The 19,772-nt window shown below is 40.7% G+C and carries 15 protein-coding genes; 2 read left to right on the top strand and 13 right to left on the bottom strand.

What is annotated here, in order from left to right; all coding sequences use genetic code 11:
- Window positions 1-21: 21 nt before the first annotated feature.
- The 12 genes from HPK16_RS14440 to HPK16_RS14385 all read right to left on the bottom strand — a co-directional run bounded on the left by HPK16_RS14440 (window position 22) and on the right by HPK16_RS14385 (window position 16,020).
- Window positions 22-3,801 (bottom strand): right-handed parallel beta-helix repeat-containing protein, encoded by a 3,780-nt coding sequence (locus HPK16_RS14440; protein ID WP_181677620.1) that lies wholly within the window; start codon window positions 3,799-3,801, stop codon window positions 22-24.
- Between the two features lie 61 nt (window positions 3,802-3,862).
- Window positions 3,863-5,989 (bottom strand): leucine-rich repeat domain-containing protein, encoded by a 2,127-nt coding sequence (locus HPK16_RS14435; RefSeq protein WP_181677619.1) that lies wholly within the window; start codon window positions 5,987-5,989, stop codon window positions 3,863-3,865.
- Window positions 5,990-6,285: 296 nt separating this feature from the next.
- Window positions 6,286-6,624, bottom strand: coding sequence for an avidin-fold protein (locus HPK16_RS14430; protein ID WP_036094577.1), 339 nt, complete (start codon window positions 6,622-6,624; stop codon window positions 6,286-6,288).
- Window positions 6,625-6,722: 98 nt separating this feature from the next.
- Entirely contained in the window at window positions 6,723-7,301 is a 579-nt protein-coding gene (locus tag HPK16_RS14425) for a nitroreductase family protein (protein ID WP_181677618.1), read from the bottom strand.
- Between the two features lie 239 nt (window positions 7,302-7,540).
- Window positions 7,541-8,896, bottom strand: coding sequence for a metallophosphoesterase (locus tag HPK16_RS14420; protein ID WP_181677617.1), 1,356 nt, complete (start codon window positions 8,894-8,896; stop codon window positions 7,541-7,543).
- A 523-nt stretch (window positions 8,897-9,419) separates the two neighbouring features.
- Window positions 9,420-10,397 carry a DNA cytosine methyltransferase gene (locus HPK16_RS14415; protein ID WP_181677616.1) on the bottom strand — a complete coding sequence of 326 codons (978 nt, stop codon included), beginning with the start codon at window positions 10,395-10,397 and terminating at the stop codon, window positions 9,420-9,422.
- A 206-nt stretch (window positions 10,398-10,603) separates the two neighbouring features.
- Window positions 10,604-12,199, bottom strand: coding sequence for a hypothetical protein (locus HPK16_RS14410; protein ID WP_181677615.1), 1,596 nt, complete (start codon window positions 12,197-12,199; stop codon window positions 10,604-10,606).
- A 102-nt stretch (window positions 12,200-12,301) separates the two neighbouring features.
- Window positions 12,302-12,934, bottom strand: coding sequence for a hypothetical protein (locus tag HPK16_RS14405; protein ID WP_181677614.1), 633 nt, complete (start codon window positions 12,932-12,934; stop codon window positions 12,302-12,304).
- Between the two features lie 15 nt (window positions 12,935-12,949).
- The gene (locus tag HPK16_RS14400) at window positions 12,950-14,425 is read right to left on the bottom strand and encodes a T7SS effector LXG polymorphic toxin (RefSeq protein WP_181677613.1); all 1,476 of its coding nucleotides are present in this window, start codon (window positions 14,423-14,425) and stop codon (window positions 12,950-12,952) included.
- Entirely contained in the window at window positions 14,422-14,706 is a 285-nt protein-coding gene (locus HPK16_RS14395; RefSeq protein ID WP_181677612.1) for a hypothetical protein, read from the bottom strand. The genes HPK16_RS14400 and HPK16_RS14395 overlap by 4 nt, the downstream gene beginning before the upstream one ends.
- 86 nt (window positions 14,707-14,792) lie before the next feature.
- Entirely contained in the window at window positions 14,793-15,071 is a 279-nt protein-coding gene (locus HPK16_RS14390) for a DUF3130 family protein (protein WP_181677611.1), read from the bottom strand.
- A gap of 253 nt (window positions 15,072-15,324) precedes the next feature.
- Window positions 15,325-16,020 carry a type II toxin-antitoxin system PemK/MazF family toxin gene (locus tag HPK16_RS14385; RefSeq protein ID WP_181677610.1) on the bottom strand — a complete coding sequence of 232 codons (696 nt, stop codon included), beginning with the start codon at window positions 16,018-16,020 and terminating at the stop codon, window positions 15,325-15,327.
- A 138-nt stretch (window positions 16,021-16,158) separates the two neighbouring features.
- Here HPK16_RS14385 and mutT point away from each other — a divergent pair, with 138 nt between their 5' ends.
- On the top strand, window positions 16,159-16,548 hold the full coding sequence (mutT, locus tag HPK16_RS14380; RefSeq protein ID WP_181677609.1) for an 8-oxo-dGTP diphosphatase MutT: 390 nt from the start codon (window positions 16,159-16,161) through the stop codon (window positions 16,546-16,548).
- Between the two features lie 111 nt (window positions 16,549-16,659).
- On the opposite strand, the gene HPK16_RS14375 is transcribed toward mutT, so the two are convergent.
- Window positions 16,660-18,090, bottom strand: coding sequence for a DEAD/DEAH box helicase (locus tag HPK16_RS14375; RefSeq protein ID WP_181677608.1), 1,431 nt, complete (start codon window positions 18,088-18,090; stop codon window positions 16,660-16,662).
- 283 nt (window positions 18,091-18,373) lie between these two features.
- Between HPK16_RS14375 and HPK16_RS14370 the strand changes: the two genes are divergently transcribed.
- On the top strand, window positions 18,374-19,771 hold the full coding sequence (locus HPK16_RS14370; protein WP_425487943.1) for a CapA family protein: 1,398 nt from the start codon (window positions 18,374-18,376) through the stop codon (window positions 19,769-19,771).
- Window position 19,772 lies beyond the last annotated feature (1 nt).

Genomic DNA, 19,772 nt, shown 5'->3' with positions numbered 1-19,772 from the left:
ATTTTTAGTCTAATTTTCACATCACTTAATCACAGGTATCGACACGCGGCGCATTTCTACATATCCCTTGTCCAATCCAATGATTTCCACTTTATTGGTCGTCACCGAAATAAAATTATTCGCATACGTTATTTTATATTTATTCGTGACCCGATCAATCGTCGCCTGTTGCTTAATCACACCATTGACAGAAAAGCGGACATAAGCTAAATCTTTCCCACATGTCCCCGTTATTTCCTTCGTCCCCAATTTGTAATTCACAGGCGCCGTTAATGTTGCTTGTAAGGCTGGTTTTACAACAACTGGCGTGATGACCTGCACTTTCTTCGCTACGTCTAACCCTCTCACGTCCACTTTACTCGTTGCTACAATCCCATATTTCCGCATTTCCATAAAGCTGTATTTACCGACTTGGTTCGCCACGTTCGTCGCCTGCCCTTTATTCATACCATTGACCCACACTTGAACGGTCGCAATATCTTTCCCAAAAGTTCCTAACAATTGTGGATAATCTACAGGATACGCCTCTACTTTCAAATCATAATCCTTCCATACCGTCACCACAACAGGAATTCGTTTCCGCTCCACAAACGCCCCATCCACGCCCTGTACTTCCACTCTCGATGTGGCATCCGTGATCATCTGCGCAGCATTCTCAAAACGATAGCTCCCATCACTGCCCAGCGTTGCACTCGTCTTGTTCACGCCATTCACACTCAAACGCACCGCCATGATATCTTTCCCAAAAGTTCCTGTCAAAATCTTGCTTTGATTCATCACAAAAGCAGTCGTTGTTAGACTATAATCTCTCGGCGCATTCACACGAACTAACAGCCGAACGCGCTCTTGGTAAACCTTATTCACACCAACAATCTCGACCACATCATTCGCCGTTTGAATCGAGGTGGATGCCTTCGCAACAGTATAATTCCCATTTCCATCCATCAATGCCTGCTCAGCAACTGCGCCATTCACCCATAACCGAACTTTGAATACGCTCTCACTATGAGTTCCAGCAAATGTCACCGTTTCTCCGATCGTATACTCTTGCGCCGTCACCTGAAACAGACTACTCATCGCTACTGGAACGCGGCTCAACTCTTGCCCCCACTCATTTCTCCCCACGATTTCTACCAATTTAGATACACTGTTCAGAAGCAGCACGGTATCTTTTAACGTGTAGTTACCTTTTCCATCCATTGGTATATCTAGCATTTCTTTGCCTTCAATCCATAATGAAATTCCTGCAACTGAATGCCCATATGTCCCTGTTAGCGTGCGTTCAGGATAGGTAATCACATAAGGTACCACCGCCAAACTAAAATCTAGATAGCTAACCACCGTTTCCTGACATATTTCGCCACCCACGCCTGTTCCCCGAAGTACAAACATGTCTTCCCAGCGTATATTTTGGGCGACAAGTCCCGTGATTTCGAATGTATTTCTCCCTGTAATCGTGACTGGTATCTCCGTATCGCGAATGACTGCAGAAACGACTCGAATATCCCGCCCAAAAGTCCCCGTCATGCGGTCCGTTCCGAGTGTATAATCGCTGCCTGTCAATGTATAATCGAGCGGCGCCTCCAACACACGTACAGGTAATCGATAACGCTCCACACCTTGTCGATCTAGCCCAATCAGCTCCAAAATATCACCAGGACTAATCAACAAATCCTCTACAGAAAGTGTATACCGCCCCATTCCGTCTAGCGTCGCATTTTTTATCATACCTGCTTTTTGTAACTTTATCGTGTAAATCTCCCTGCCATACGTTCCCGTCATCTGCGTATCATGAATCGTATAATCCGCATCCATCGTAATAGCTACCTCTGAAAGTAACGTCATCGCGACCTGCTCCACTTGATTGCCACGAATATCTTTCCCAACAAAAGAATACGTCGCCGTTTTCTCCGCCACTTTTTGAGCCATATTCAAAAAAAGAAAAGCGCCTTGATTATCAACCGTAGCTTCGTCGATTTTGACATTTCCCTTATGCAATTCCACCGTGCAAATGGGCAGAAAACACTGACTTTGATATAGAGGACTCGGCGTGACATCATCGTAAATGACTTGTTCTACAAATAAGGATTTATGTAGCACCTCAATTCGCTCATCCAAAACCGTTTCGAAAGCCATCCCTTCCATATGCGTGGTTAACCGATTATTATTGACCGCCACGTGTTTAATGACAGTGTCCCCTATATTCTCAGGACTCGCAACCAGTAACTTATCCGGTTTCGCCCAATTATTGTAATAATAACCTTGTAACGGCTGATGATTGATCCGATTATTATGCAACAAAACCTCTTCGGATAAAACCAGCTTCCCCCGTTCTTTCCCTAATCGAATCGTCATAAAGCGTGGTTGCTTTGGAAACGAGCTCACTACACCGGTTTGTCCACTCCCATTAATAATCCCCTTTATATGAAAATCATTATCCAAAATTTCCAGACCGATACCTCTCGTAGCATGCCCACTTGTCCCATCGTCATTATTTTCCACATTATTTCGCTTTTTCACGGTTATCGCACGTAACGGGAGGCGAATTTCCCCTTCTAATTCCAACATATTTTCCGTCACAACCACGTCCGATACTTCTCCAATGACAATATCCGTTTTATTGCTATATACTTCTCGCTGTGCGACGAAAAGAAAGCCAAATATATGCACACTGCGAACTTGCGCTGTATTTCCTTGGAAGCGAACATTGTTAGCTCCACTGAGACGGTAGGGTAGATAGAGAGTGTGTGGCGTTGTTGGCAGCGCTCTTCTCTTTCCGGTTTCATTATCTATAGGATTAACAGCAATGTCTCCATGTAACTCAATGATTTTTGGATTACATGGATTTTCTTTTGGGGCAACATGATTGGCACGTGACGTTTCATCCCATCCTACCGTAACGTGATTTCCTGCAATAACTAGTTCTGTATTATTCGGCCCATAACTATCGATCCCACCGTCAAACATCTCCGTACTGTTATCAGGTTTGTTGACAGAATAATAATGATATACGCCATAACGTTGCATCCAGTCTGCCACTTTATTGTTTGTTACGCTCACTTTTTCGTTGCCTCGATATATTTGGATTCCTGCACGCCCTGTATTGGTCACCTGATTTCCATCTAGAATGACATCACGGCAAAACTCTATTGATATACCACTGAGGTAGCCTATGTTCTTTATATCACAATTGATTACTCGTAAATTGTCAATCCCGCCAAAATTGAAACCATTTTTCCCAGCGTTTTTCCCATCTACTTCCACATTACGAACGGTGATATTTCGCGTCCCTCTGTATGGTATATAGTTTTCTACATATGGACCTGTGATGGATAAAAGTGAGGGGGATGTTAGGAAATTAGGTTCGGTATAAGAAAGCATTAAACCAGTCTTACCACCTTCTTCAACTGTTAGAAATTCCAATCGAATATCCTGCAAATACACATCATGTAGATAATTGGGATTCTGTGATGTTGGCAAATTAGTAAATCCAGCCTCTCCATTTGTCTCTGCGCCAAAAACAAAGATTGCTTTTTCCTTATTTGCATTCAGTGTAACATCCATCGTCGTTTGAATGGTTATTTTAGAAATAAGTCGAAGTGCCCCTTTGACATAATATTTCCCTGGTAATACCTCTATACACACTTCTTCTCCCGTCATTTCAAGAGACCGTATACGTGTACTCCATACTTGTTGATTCTTTGTAGCCTCTATCTCTTTATACTCTGTCCCAGATTTTAGTTCCATCATTTCTTGAATCGCCATTTGTTCGTCCTCCTCAATATTTTTTCTTTCTCTCATCCATTTCTTCTTCCTAATTTATTTGAGAACACAGCCGCCATAACGGCAATGCTGATCTCACCTAATTTTTCTTTCTTCGTACTAGATATATCGTAGCTCCTAAGACACTGAATATCCCCCAATACCATATCAGCGGATCGATACTATCTCCTGTCAACGGTAATGTAACAACCTTACTTTTTGATGCTTTGTTAGTTGATGATTTAGATTTGCGTATCCTCGTATCCAATTGTTTTGGGCCTTTGGTTACCTTCCCAATAGTCGGTGAAATAGGTCTTACAGGACGTACTGGAACTATTGGTTTTATTGGCGCGATAGGTTTTATCGGAACAATCGGCTTCACTGGTGGTGTAATAATACTCGGTATGTCTTTCTTCCATATGGCATATAATGTCATGCTCTCTAACATCTCATAACTTTCTTCTTGCAAATAGCTTATTCCAGAACCATCCGCTGCCGTATTCCAAGCAATGAAATCGTACCCTTTTCGCTGTATTTCCACTCCAGTCGCAATCAACACAGGCGAATCCCCAATACTGAAAGACGCTACTTCAGGCAGTCGACTCGTTGGATCTGCCCCATTCCCCTCATAGGTTACTGTATATATAGATTTCTTCCAGCCCGCACGCAGGGTTAGTGCCTTATTTGGCATCTTATCTTGCTGAAAATCCCACAACCCTGAAGCATTACCATCTGCCACAAACCATCCCTGAAAATCGTACCCTGTTTTCATCGGCTTCTTGGGTTGCACTATCACTTCACCAGGATATACAAGCTGTTCTTGTGATCCAGACCCATCCTCAGCATCAAAAGTAACTTTCTTCTCTGATGCCAATAGATAAGAGAAATTCACCCTACCAGTGAAACGTTTTGTCGTATCATAGAAATAAAACTCTAACTCCTCTGACCCTGTCACATTTGTAAAATACACTTGATTCGTTGCCATTTCATAATAACTAGGGACTTTTGGCCAAGACGACGGTACAATATTCGTCGTGGCTTTTCCCCCGCTATCAATACTCGGATTCCATACCTTTACTATGCCATCCTTACGCCCATATTGCATAGGCATCGCTAAAACTTGATATCGAAAATCCAAATTTGTCCGTTCTTCAAATCGATGCACATTACTAATATTCATAATCCTATTAATTTGTAAACCGATTTGGATAGTATCTGGTAAGTCATTTACAAAACTAGCATCTGTTATTTTATTGTCTGTAAAGACTAGCTCTTTTAGATTCGTTAAGCTACCCAACGAACCCACAGAAGTAATCTGGTTTCCTAACAGGTTTAGTTTTTCCAGCGAAGTTATAGATTTTAACGGCATCATATCTATTATCTGGTTCTCTCTAAGCACCAAATTTTTCAACTTCAGCATACCACTTAAAGGCGACACATCTTTGACCAGATTATCTTCCAAATTCAAATACTCCAAGTTCACAAGCTCTTTCAGCGGGGTTAGATCTTCAATCTTGTTGTAGCTCAGTGTCGCGTACTCTAAGTTTACTAATTTTTTCATAAAATCAAGTGTAGTTAGATTATTATTATCTCCTGACAATTGATTTAACCCTGTTAAATTTTTGATTGGTGAGAAATCAGTCACCTTGATATTTTGAAAATATAGAAACTCTAATTCCGGCACCTCTTTTAGGGGAGTTAGATCTTGTATCGCGTTATTTCCGATACTCAGATATCCTAATTTCGGAAAATACTTCAAAAAATCGAGTGAGGTTATCCCACAGCCGTCTACATTCAACCCATATAAGCCTGGTATTATTTCTAACGCACTAAGATCAGAAATATTTGTACTCCCGCTAAAATCAAGCGCCCTTAAGTTAGGTAAATTCTCAATTCCTCCAAAATCTATTTCGCCATCTGCTAAAATACGTAGACTCTTTATCGTACACAATTCTTCATAGCTCACATCCCATGTCGTAAACGAATCTAATGCTTGTGCAGCAGCGTAAGCAATTCGCCCGTCAGCAAACCATTCTCGGAAAGACTTTGTTTCGGATGGATCGGGGGTTGTTACTATTTCTGCGTTTACTTTTTTATATTTGGTTATTTCTAGCACTTTTTCTGTTAGCGCTTTCTTATCTGCTCCAAATACAGAAAGTGGTGCCGCTACTAACGTCACCATTAAACTGCACATCGTGATTTTGAGCCATTTATGATTTTTCTTCATGACCTCACTCCTCTATGCTATTTTTCTATCTAGTTTCAATTATATTAGAGTGAATTCCGCTATACAACAGCATAATTGGATAATGATGGATATATATGCTTTTATACTCGTTTTTATTTAATATGTTATTTTATGTACATATAACGGCATCAGTAAACTCGCCATAGCCTACTTTCAGATTTGTCTAAATTATGTATTGGAATCCAACTGAAAATCCCCCTATCTTCCTATAGTTGATATTAAATATTCTTTAAGACCATTAAAAAAAGCCCCTCAAAAAAGGAGCAATAATCATCTCAAATCTCTTCCACAATCGATGTCCCAGAATCTCTCTCCAGCCCATTCCATTGCCATTTCTCGTGCATACGAAGTTTTCCATCTGGTAAAAATTCTGGTGTCGAATGGCACGTCCCGCTTCGAATCTTCTTGTGGACGCTTACATGATTATAGCGAAAATCAATCGACCCGTCCTTATGAACAACGCCAATCAGTGTGCCACGCTCAATCTCGCCACCCTCGTATGTCCCCGAAATAACATCGCCATCTTGAAAATAATGAAAAACCGTTTTTTCAGATACCTCGCCATTTCCCGAGTTTTCGACCACTGTGAACTTTTTACCCTGATAATTAACGATCAGAATCCCTCCTAGTTTTCGAACTAATCACACAACTATTATAGCACAAAATGACAAAAATGCCCTAGACAAGTGATGCATGACTAGAGCCTTATTTTTTACTCGCCTAAATTCTTAACCCACGTATCCATTGCACGGCGTGGCTTCGCGTCGGGAACCTCGTTGAACCGCGTAATCTGCAGGCAACCAACGATCTGCTGACCATCCAGCCCTAGCTCCGTCACAACCTCTGGATCAAAAATAAAGTTATTCGTACGCCACAGTACGCCAAGACCAGCTTCCCATGCCAAAAGTTGGACATTCTGAATAAACGCACTCGTCGCAGCAATCGCCTCAAAATCCTTCTTGCCACTCCCGATAATATCTGTCGTCACAATCAGCGTGTAAGGCGGAGCCACAATCTTGCGCTCATTCCCAGCTCGAATCTGCTCACGTCGCTCATGCGTCAACGGCTCGCCCTGCATCCGCTCCATCGAGTTCACAATCGCCTCCACAAAACGGCGCTTCTCCGCTTCTGTCGACAAAACCGCCACATGCCACGGTTCTATTTTACTATGAAACGGTGCAAAAGCCGATTTCTCCAAAATGTCGTCAATAACCGCGCGCTCGATTGGCGCCTCGTCCACCTGCTTGATACTGCGTCGTTCCATTATAATTTCTGATATATTTTTAGCCATCGATAGTCCTCCTAGTGATAATCATTCTCACTAAGTATAGCACGCCAAACCACCGTTGACCATCTCAGCGTGTCGACAAACGCTCATTCTCGTCGTTAAAAACTCCGTTCCAGTGCTCACATACTCTAGTATGCTCCGCGCTGGTACTCGCTTTTGCCTAGAGTCTAAGCATTTGTCGACGCGCTGAGGTTTGGAGGGGAAATCATGTGAAATAGTTTTTCTACGGTCTCCTCCTTTACCTAACTTTCTGGAATTTCCAACGTGAGGTCATTTTTCGATTTATGTGCCACAATATAATCGATATACTGCGTCATAAACTCCCCGTCCGCTTTCTGCCACAACGCATAACCCGGTGTCTTCTCTACACCATTCAAAAAGCTCTTATCCCCCGTGAAGTACGCAAAATTGACCTGTTCCATCGTTTTTGCCATCTCCTCTACATCATCTGGATCATATTTTCCAGTTATGAATAAATCGCTGAGCGCCTTCGTATAGCTAAATTGGCCAAAATAAGCCTTAGAGTACTGCTGAAAACCGAGCAAATTCGGATCCTTCGAGTTTATCTTCCGCGCATATTTTTCCACGTCCACACGCTGCGTTTTATAAGACAATCCCTTATTTGGCACGTAGTTAACGACACCATACTGCTGCGGATACATCGCCATAGAGCTCGTCGCAACATCATAAATCGTGCGGTCATGCGACGTTTCCGACCTAATATCTTGAATATGCACATGCCCACTCAAGTTCAGCGGAATATCATTCTTCGCAAAAAGCGACACCGCCTCCTTATTCTGCACAATCGTGAACCCTTTCGTCAAAAGCTCACTATGATCCAACAAATTGTGATGCGTCACCGTAACCAACTCCGCACCATGCTTCTTCGCCAAATCAATACATTCCTGAATCCAAGCAAACGTCTCCGTGCTGATATAACCGTTCGTCTCCGGCGCACCATACCGCTTATTATTCTCATAATCCGCCGTGTCCACCATCAAAAGCCAAACATCACTAGACGTTGTCGCAAGGTAACTAAGCGTTGAATCATCCCGCATCACCGCCTCATCATACCCCGAATTATGATAAATCGAAGCAAATTCTTTCGGTGTAATATCCTCCGCTTTTATCTGCTTATCCCCTTCAAATTTACGCGCGTAAGGGTTCGAAACATCATGGTTGCCAGGAATAACATAGGTTTGGACACCCGCCTTCTCGATATCCTCCAATTTCTCCGCCATTTCCTCATGGCTGACCTTTTCACCATTATTCGTAATATCGCCACTGAGCACGAGAACATCCGGTTTCTGCGCCTTCACATCGTCCACAAAAGCATCGGTAATTTCGGTGATGTAATTCTGCTGCTTGCCGTCCCCCGTCGCGAGGTAGGTTTTAAACGCCTTTTTGCCATCAGTGAGGGTGTTCGAGAGATAGTGGATATCGGTAGCTTGGTAGATGGTGAGCGGTTGGTTTGCTGGGATTTTTGGAGATATAGTAGGTTCAGCAGTTTGTTCGGTAGGTTGCGCGCATCCAGTTAACGCAATACTCAGTAACGCAATACTCAGTAACGCAATACATGCAAGGGCAGTTTTTTTCATTTCGCGGAACTCCTTTGTTTATATATTCACATGATTTAGTATAACATGGATTTTGGAGTTTTGGGGTGGATAAATTGTGACAAAGATTATACTATTTTGCTTGTAACCACATGTCCTCTATTTATTCTCCCGCTTGAAGTAAATAAAATTCATCAGCATTACGCCCAGTACGATGACAATGGCTACCACGCTAAATGCCGAATGATCTTGCATAAAAGTGAATACACATATAACCAGTAATATAAAACAGACTATCGTTGCAAGAATTAAAAACCATTTAGAACCTTTTATAGTCTTCTTCAAAAGTATCACCTCGTGGGATTATTTATGATTCTATTTTTTTCAGTATACAATAAAAAAATATTATACAGGACTTCTAAAATCATATGCACAAAAAATGATTATTTAGTTACTTAATATTAAATTAAAGAGCAAAATACGTATGAAATCTGATTTCATACGTATTTTGCTCCTAATAGAATCCTTATTTCTACCCCCTTATTTTAGACTCCCAGATAATCTCCTATTGTGCTTGTGCAATATTATTTTGATATTTACTTGCTTCATCAATAGCATCAAACACTTCTATCATAACTTGTTTAATTACAGGGACTACAACTGAGTTACCTGCTTGTTTGTATAAATGTGATTGTGCTACATCTGGTAGTTTATAATTTTTAGGATAGCCCATTAAATTAAAACATTCTCTTGGAGTAAGCTTTCTTATGCCATGATTAGATAAAATCAAAGGTACATTGTGACCACCTGTACCCATGTTAGCAGTTAAAGTAGGACAAACTCCCGATTTATTTTCCCTAACATATTGTCTTCGCCACTGATAAATACTACTTTGAGAGACCACGCTTTCCTCTAGTAAATCATAAAAACTATATTTATCTGCCGAATAATAATACTTGTCATCTACTTTCTTAGCGAAATCTATAACGTCTGAAAGCTTCTTCTTCAGCTCTACTGGATCAGGGAAATTAAAGTTCTTATACGCTTCTTTATCTAAGAATCCAACTATATATATTCTTTCCCTATTTTGTGGTATGTTACCATACTCCTTAGCATTTAATACACTATGTTTAACATGGTATCCGTGTGCCTCTAGAGCTTCTTTTATAACTCGAAAGGTATTTCCATTATCATGACTTACTAGATTTTTAACATTTTCTAGAAAAACTACTGGTGGTTGCTTATCTTTAATAATTCGATCTACCTCAAAAAATAAATTTCCTCGCTCATCTTCAAAGCCCTTTCTGTAGCCTGCTATACTAAAGGCTTGACATGGAAATCCAGCTAATAATACATCGAAGTTAGGGAGCATTTGAGTATCCACTTTGGCAATATCTTTCACTTCTAGATGGCTTTTAAAATTTTGCTTATAAGTAATACTTGCTTTTTCATCTATTTCGTTCGCCCATATTACCTCACCACCGGCTTGTTCAAATCCAAGATCTATGCCACCTACACCAGCAAATAAACTCAGTGCTTTCATAAAATTTCAACACTCCTCTTACAATTTGCAGCACGCCGCAAATTATTAAATAAAAATTTGTTCTCTCAGTTACGCGAACTAAGAGAACATCCGTTCCTTTATTCTATCATACATTTTTTTTATTTACTACTTTTTTTATTTGTTTTTTGATAAGTTTACTTAAATTTGTGCTATAATTCCACATTCAAATAAATAATTATTTCTTACTATCTACGGCTTACCCAACCTATAGCATCATTTGGAGGATTCCCAACATCAATCCATGTAAACTCTAAGCCGATTACGTTCTCATCGTTAAATTTTATAAGACGGATAGCATTAATTCCTAGATCATTTAATCGCTTACCAGTCAATGGCTCATATTCTTTTAATTGAAATACACCTCGCAAAATCCATTCCCCTAAGATTCCTTGCTTATTAAAAGATTGAATGGCCTTTCCATACTCCTGATTAATATAGGCAGTAATTCTTTTCCCACTAGGTAAAAATTCCAATTCAAAAGTTCTTTGGTCTTTATCTAATGCAAGTTTCTTAGAATCATCTTCAAATGTTCCGATGTTCTCTCCAAAAAAATCTGGATTTTCGTAATGAAACATTCTTGATTCTGGAATTGGAATATACATTTCACTTACAGGACGATCAATCATAGAAGAAATCTCATTTTTCATTTCTATATTATCAATCATTATTATCTTTTCTCTGAGTTCTGATCGTATTCTCTTCCTTTTTCTTTTATCTTTTTTTTCGGGATAGTCTTTCAACAGAAATTCTTCCAGATGTGAAATAATAAATTTCATATCACTTTCAGGTAATTCATTTTCGTATTTTTTTCTAAATGAGTCAATTCTCTTTTCCCGATAACCATTCTTTTTTTGTAATTTAGTAGCACCATCAAAACCATTATATCCAGAGCTTTCTTCTACATTCCCGTCTTCATTAGCAATCATCCACGAAATAGTTGTATCAATATTTTTTCCTTTCGGCAAATCTATAGCCTCCTCATGAAGATTTTCAAAAAATGAAAAAGCATCTTCTAAATAGCTCACATGCCAAGTATCAACAACAATGTCTTTATTATTAAAACTCATAAATAATTGCGAATCAGCGTCTGCATATTTGTATATGTGTTGACCATCTGTAAACTTAAAATTAGCTGACTTCGACAATGCAGTTGAGCCAAGAATTTCTATATGTTCAATATCAATAGGGAGATAATCTATTTCTCCAACATGAATCTGTGGCGCTTCTCCTTTTTTTGATGGCATTAGCACATGGTACACTGCTTTAACACTTACATCGGATGCGTCGAACCCCTTTACCAGCTCTTTTGAAGAGGCAATTCTCTCATTCCGTAATATAGCAACTTTTCTTGCTATTTCTAGATATAAAGAAGCATTTTCTTTATCAGCTAAATTTTTATCTTTTAGTCTTTCAGCGTTGCTTCTAGCTTCAGCTAAAATTATACTCCATCCATCTGCAACACTACTTGCTTTAAATTGAGCAATTTTTTGATCACCAGAATAAAATCCAAATGATTTAATCCCAACCAGATACTTATGAGTATCATCAATTTTTAAAGAAACATCATAACTTGTATTTGCTATATCCTCACCAACAGCATCAAATGCTCGTTGGAATGCTGTTTCTTGAAATTTAGAATTAACAATCGGCCCAACTGACTCAGTAATATCAATTACCTTACCACTACTTACTTTTTGTGAAAAAGCTTCACTTAAACTAGCGAAATTTGTTATAAGCGCTTTATATTTGTCCTTTTTACATACATCTAATTCATTCCACATATCTCATTTCCCCCTACTTTTATCTTTTAATTTATATTTTTTGCATTACTACCGAACCATTCATTTAATCGTTCTAAAATAAGCTTAATCACCTAACTTAAACTAGTCTATAAACTGCATATAATCCCGATCCAAAAAAACGTTAGAAATCTCATTCTGGTCCAATAACTTCATCTCATTCAACTTCAATAAATACAACAAGTACATATTCGTAAATGCATAGAAAAAAGCATCTTCCTTATCTAATGGCATCGATATCTCAACCCTACTCAAATCATGATTTATAAAGTAAAGTTGGAATAATTTCTCTCCTATACCTTTTACCATAACACTACGTTGTACCAATTTGTCCTCATCTACAGATAAACAATTTTGACTACCGATCTTCTCCGATGCCAGCTTTAACTCTTCCATGCCAAATAATGATGTACCTATCTCAAACTCTTCATTCTCCCTAATGAATGCCCTAACATACTTCTTAGAGCAGTAAGATGACAAGCGATCCATATAAAAATAAGTCCCAGCTTCATCCTCATTTGTGAATCTTTCTATTTCTTTTATAATAGGTTCATTTTGTCTCTCAACTATTATCAAATTCATCACCCATTCACTATCTTCCTTCTTTAGTTCATGATAATTACTATAAGCACCAGGCTCTTCTTTGATAATACCGTCTTGATAAGATATCAAACAACCGTCTTCTGTCAATAATCGAGCTACTTGCTCTAACTTCAATGGAAACACTCCTTCCTAGTCAATTTCACGAATATAATTGTTATCAAGTAAATTTTCAACGGTTGCGTCTATTAGTTCGCCTTTTTTATTTAATATTTTACTTTCACCAGAAAAGTACTGCGTTCCGCCCCCAACCCTATCAAACCAAGGAGCTGCTTTTCCCGAATCTACCACAAACGGTTTTACAATTTTATATCTATAATAATTAGCTTCATCACTGTGTAGAGCAAGTGCTCGCTGTTCATATAAAATACCATCTGGAGATGTAAAATAAGCATTTTCTGGCTCTCCATAGCGATCTATTATTTTCCCTGGCTCTATCTTTTGCTTTACTGGAATTCCTTCAAAACCATTATTAGGCGGCCAATTTATCGCACCAGTCTTTTGATCGTAATACTTAGGATTATCATACACCACTTTATATCTCAAATACTTCGCTTCATTCGGCGGATAACTCCACCCGCTCAATTTCACTCTATCTAGAGCATTCATTTCCGCAAGTGAAGCACTCGTTCCAAACCTAGCCGAAAACTTCGCTAATCCCAAAGTCGGCATCCCATACTGCAGCGCCAACGTTGCTCCATCAACCAATCTCATCCCAGCGCTAATCCGCTCGCCAGATACGGAATCAATACCATACACAGCACGATAAAATGCGCCAACACCAAGTACTTCGCGGAAAACCGTCTCATTTTGCCAATAAATCATTTGCTGATTCACAAAGTTTAGCGTTGCCTCCGTATCCACTTTGCCATCAATCGTCATAAAGCCTGCGCTATTGCCAGTCGGGATATTTGGTGTTAGTCCAATTTCTTCTATCGCCTTTATTTTATCATCAATTTCCTGCCGGGTCGCGTACATTTTGACCAAGTGCTCGAATGTTGCTGGAGTCAGTTTTTCTATATTATATGTACCTGTCTTACTGTCAAACTTCAAATTCTGCTGAATGTCCCGAACGGCTCGGTTAATGTACTGTGCCAATTCACCCAATTCGTCAAAGTAATTCGCATGGCTCCGCTCAAAATCAAGCAGTTTTCTAAGAATCTCTTCTTTCTTGTGTGCCTCAAAAATTTGTGTTGCTAAATAATTCAATTCGGAAGCTTTCTGAGTGCCGTTTATCGCGCTTAGCTCTGCGGTCACATCCCCCATCCGGTTCTCAAATCCATTAATCTTTTGATCCAAGTCGAAAATTCCATCTGCATCAAGCCTTGCGTTTGGCGACATATCGACTTGGCTATGAAAATCAGTAATATAGCGCCGAAGCAAGTCTTCACTCAGATTAAGTGCTTGTTTAATCGATGTGCAGAGCGGGATATACGCCCCTGCATAGTAATCTTTTGAAACCGCAATCGCTTCACCGGAAATTGTGTTGTCATTTAAATAAGCTGTCACGGCTTGTTTTACTGCTTCAATCCGTGGCTTTATTTCTTGATTCGTCGCTCGCAACTGATTTGAGAAATGCGTTACTTCTGCAATATCGATTCGTGTCATCGTTTCAACTCCTCGTATAATAATTGGTGTTGCGCTTCTATTTCATATAAACGTTTTTGTATCCCTTGCGCTTCTTCCTGCAACTCATCTCTTGTTCGCTCTAAATCTCGGCGTAATCTTTGTAAATTTTGATGTCCTATTTCAGCTGCATCATTAGCCACACTTACCCCAAAATTCCCGCTCCATACATCTCGAGCTTGTGTTAGTAACGCCTCTTTTTCACGTTCTATTTCAAAAATAGTCATTTCCACCGATTCTAGCCTTACTTGCTTCTTTTTCACCTGGTATAACTTATCATCCTGAATTTCAGAATCTTTTTTTAGTATCTGCAATGTCTGGTGGATTTGTTCGCTTCTCGGTTCTATTCTCAACGCACCTCCAGCTGTTGTGCTACTTCTCTATCTTTCGTTGCGTAAGCCTCTCCGATTTGCTTGATTCGAATCGCATCTTCGTGTACCACTTTTCCGAATAACTCCACACTTTCAACCAACTCAAACAGCGCTTCCCGATAGTTGGAAATCGCTTGGCTCTGCGTATAAGACATATTACCATTCTTCATCGGAAAATAACCCATCCCGGCTATTCCGTCACTTAAATCCGAAGCATGGTTCATCATTTTTTCTCGGCTAACCTTTATTTCAACCATGTTTTCGCTCTCCTCTATGTTGCTAATAATTTCTAAAATCTCATAATATCTTCATTATATCGCAATTGCATATAACTTGTAAAATAATCTCAGACACAAAAATAAACCCAACAACCTCGCCGAAACGAAATTGTTGGGTTTATACGGGTTCAAGACCCTTCGAACGCTGCTTTCTTTTTGCATCTAGTGCACGGACTCTAAGGCCCTTCGATATCTCTATACTACACTATTATTTTGGTTATGTCAATTACTTTTATAAATTTTCTTCCAATTTACTTATCTGTTCTGAAAGCAAGCGTATCTCCGTTTCGTTTTCTCGAATAATCGCTTCTTTTTCTTCTAAGTTAGCTCTCCATTTATTATAAGTGAATCCACCAATATACTCCATAACAACTGTATCAATTCTTTCAAGTATTTCATTATTTGAAACTCGTCCACCGAATTTCTTCAGTACTCGATTTTTGGAAATACATCTTAGTTGTTCTAGTAAAATAGTAGAATCCTTACCCTGATTTCCTAGATCTATCGTATTCCGACCAAGCTTAATGTGATATTTATTGTTATCTCTGAATTTTCTTGAATTAGAGGTTAATGGAGCCACAATTAGCAATCCACCTTGTTCCTTCAACACAATAGCAGGATGATCGTATGTCATTTCATTCCCATAATTCCCGAAAAAATCAACATACACAATGCTACCCTTAGAATAATTCCGATACTTTCTTTTTATGGCTGTCTCTTTATCTTTCACATAGCGCTCAAATCCTAGCAGCCACCTAATACTACTCTCCAATCGCTTCGTTCTAAAATTGTGGGTTAGCTTCTCCTTCGCATCGTAAAAATCGAGAAATAGCTGTGGTTCATCGACAATGTGCTTATTGTCCGCTCCTTTACCTCCCAAATTGGGATCAAATCGGGTCATCGCTAAGTATTTTTCTCTATCTCGCATCTCAACCACTCCTCATTTGTTGTATTGCTATTATACCACATAACCAGTGTCAAAGGAATTATTATTTTACATATATTACAAAATATACGAATCAGGGATGACTATGCTATGATAAGGGGTGAAAAAGGAGGGATCCCCATGCAAAAAGATATCCATGTCGTTGGTGCGATTATTCAAAACAATGGCAGAATCCTCTGTGTCCAGCGAGCTGATTCCGCAGTAAACGGCGCTGATTGGGAATTTCCCGGTGGCAAAATCGAGCCCGGCGAAACACCTGAACAAGCGCTCATTCGCGAAGTCCAAGAGGAAATCGGCTGTGTCATCACGGTAAACCAGTCGTTTGACCATAACGTTTACGCCTACGAATTCGCCAACGTCCACCTCACTTGCTTCCTTTGCGAACTTATCACTGGCGAACCAATTTTGCACGTCCATCAGGCGATGAAATGGCTTGATACTAGCGAATTGTCTAGCTTGAAATGGTCGCCTGCCAATCTCCCGGCCGTTGAAAAACTCCAAACAAGATAAAATCGCCCTACCCGTTATTTGGGTAAGACGAAAATCATGCTTTACACAAATCGAGCGAACGCTTGTCGCCGATTTATTTGGGTTATGTCTTAAACTCATTCTTTTTCTAACTTATCTCCGTGCTTTGCTGACCTTCAATTTCTTCCCTTTTACCGTCACGGTTTGCATTGCCTTCACGACTTGCGCACCCTTTCCGTTCAGAATTTCCACAAACGACACGTTATCCTCAATCGTAATAATTCCGATATCATCCGCGCTAATCCCGTCCAGCCTCGCAATCGTGCCCACGAAATCCACGGCGCGCAGTTTCTTCTTCTTACCACCGTTAAAATAAATCTTCATAATATCTTTACTCAGCGCCGCGCTCTTATCTTTTTTCACGACCGGTGCTTCTTCCATTTTCTCATCAAAAGCTGGTTTTCGCGCCGCCACAATTGCCTCATTCGGCAAATCAACTTGCGGAATTTCAAATCCGATATACTCCTCGATGTCGCCGATGAAACGATTCTCAAACGGTGTCACAAAAGTAATCGCCTTCCCGCTTCGCCCAGCGCGCCCAGTCCGGCCAGTCCGATGCACATAACTCTCTTTTTCAAGCGGCACATCGTAATTCACCACAAGCGTTATGTTCTCAATGTCAATCCCGCGCGCCGCCACATCTGTCGCCACTAAAAAACGGAACATCCCGCGTTTAAAATCGTTCATCACGCCAAAACGATCCTCTTGCGTCAAACCACCGTGAATCTTCTCAGCAGGGTAACCCATGCGGCGCAACTGATCATACGTGTCATCCACACGCTCTTGCGTCCGACAAAAAATAATCGCGCTCTCTGGATTCTGTACAATCAACGTATCGCGTAACGCGACCATTTTGCGATCATCCTTCACCGTCACTTTTTCATGCGTAATATCCGCCGTCGTCAAGCCTGTCGCCGCGATTTCCACGTGTTGCGGTGCCTTCATATATTTGTCGCTCAACATCGCGATATCTGCCGGCAAAGTCGCCGAGAAAAGCATCGTCACGCGATTTGTCGGCAACGCTTGAATAATCGCCTCCACCTGCTCAATAAAGCCCATGTTCAGCATCTCATCCGCCTCATCAATGACCAAATAGCGCACCTTTTCCAAGCTCAGCGTACCTTTTTCAATATGATCCAGCGTCCGACCCGGCGTCCCCACAACCACATGGCTCTTCTGCTTCAACTCCAATTTCTGCTTCGCAAACGGAGACTTCCCGAAAATCGCCGTTGCCTTGATGCGTTTAAATCGGCCAATATTCGTAAAATCCGCCTGAACCTGCGCTGCCAGTTCCCGCGTCGGTTCCAAGACTAGCGCTTGCGGTTTATTCTCGCCCCAATCCACGAGCTCACAAATCGGAATCGCAAACGAAGCCGTCTTTCCACTCCCAGTCTGCGCCTTCACGACCACATCCTTCTCCTCTAAAACCAGCGGCACAACCTCACGCTGCACCTCCGTCGCCTCCGTATATCCCAATCCAGCCAGCGCCTTCTCAATATCCGAACCTATATTATCAAATTTCATAACTCAACCTCATATTCTTTTTTATTTCTCTTAGTATACCATGAAAAGCTAAGACCTCCCGCTAGAGCCGAAAAAAAATGTAAGAGCCCGAAATTTTCGAGGATCTGGCCGTTGATGCTGGATCTGATGAAGAGCTTCGAACGCACTATACTTATCCTAGTACACTCATAAACCAATTTTATACATTGCCAATCCATACGTCCTCATATTATACTTACAATAAAAACTGCTCTTGGAAAGGGGCATACTAGTGAACAAAAAAACAGTTTTCGTATCAGGCATCATTATTTTATTTTTTGCAGTAGGTATTTTTTGGACTGTCCATGCGTTAGATTCATCGGCAAAGCCAACAAAATCGGAACCTCTAAAAAACATCACTCAGAATTCCGTACGGCAGCTGTCCAAGCAGACCAACTCTACACTACAAACCCTAGCTAATTCTGGTGGCGACACCGCTTCACAAAAGCAATTAAACACACTCATAAATGACGCAAAGCAATACAAACTAACCGATGACGCAAACAGCGCCTATATCAAGAGCTTAACCTCCTGCCTAGAATCGCTACAACAATATAAATCTGGTAACACAGACCAAAAAGCGCTCGGCAAAGTTTACCCTAATTTTGTTACAAACGAAAATAAAATGAGCGACATCACAAAAACCACCCAATATCAATGGTTTTACGCTGCGGCCGCGAACTACGAGCAAGGTCTCAAGCAAAAAGGCGTCATCACGCTAACTATGGTCGGCGACAACTCGTTCGGCACCTATCCCGAAACGCCTGAACACCTTAAATTTGACAATGTTTTCAAGAAAAATAACGGCACCAACACCTACGTTTACCAAAACTGCTTGCCATGGTTCAAATCCGACGACTACACGGTTATCAACGCGGAGAGTGCCTTCACAAATGCGACCAGAGCTGAAGTCAAAATGTGGCGTATTAAAAGCGATCCCGCACATGTCGCATTCCTACCAGCAAGCGGTGTTGATGCCGCCAATCTCGCCAACAACCACACGATGGACTACTTCCAGGTTGGCTATGATGACACGCTAAAAGCTTTTAAAGACAACGATATTCCCGTTTTCAACAAAAATATGCCGCTCATCACCAAAATCGGTGGTATCGAAACCATACTGCTCGGCTACGACTGCCGCTCTAGCCAACAATCCGCGAGCTATCTTGCAAAAATCGAAGCGGACATAAAGAAGTATAAAAAACCGAATAATCTCGTTATCGTCAACATGCACTGGGGCGTCGAATATCATGAAACACCCGTCGACTACCAAACCCAATACGGTCATGCCATCATTGACGCCGGCGCGGACATCATCATGGGCTCACACCCTCACCGCCTCGAAAGCGTGGAAAAATATAACGGTAAATATATCGTTTACAGCATGGGAGACTTCGCTTTTGGCGCCGATCCAACCTTACTTTCCCGCATGACTTCGATGTTCCGATTGCGCTTCACAGAAGATAATGGTAAAGTAGTTCTTAAAAACATGTCCATCGTCCCAACATACGAAAACTCAGACGGTAGCCTAAACGAAAATAACTACCAGCCACTTCCTGTTTTTGGCGACGATGCGAAAAAAATCGTGAACGAACTCATCCGAATAAGTAAACCAATACAGGGTGGAGTAACCGAATACGACTACTTTGATCCATTTATGTAGA

It is taken from the genome of Paenilisteria rustica (assembly GCF_013820765.1).
GTDB classification, from domain to species: Bacteria; Bacillota; Bacilli; order Lactobacillales; family Listeriaceae; genus Listeria_A; species Listeria_A rustica.
This window is presented reverse-complemented; position numbering and strand designations above follow the sequence as displayed.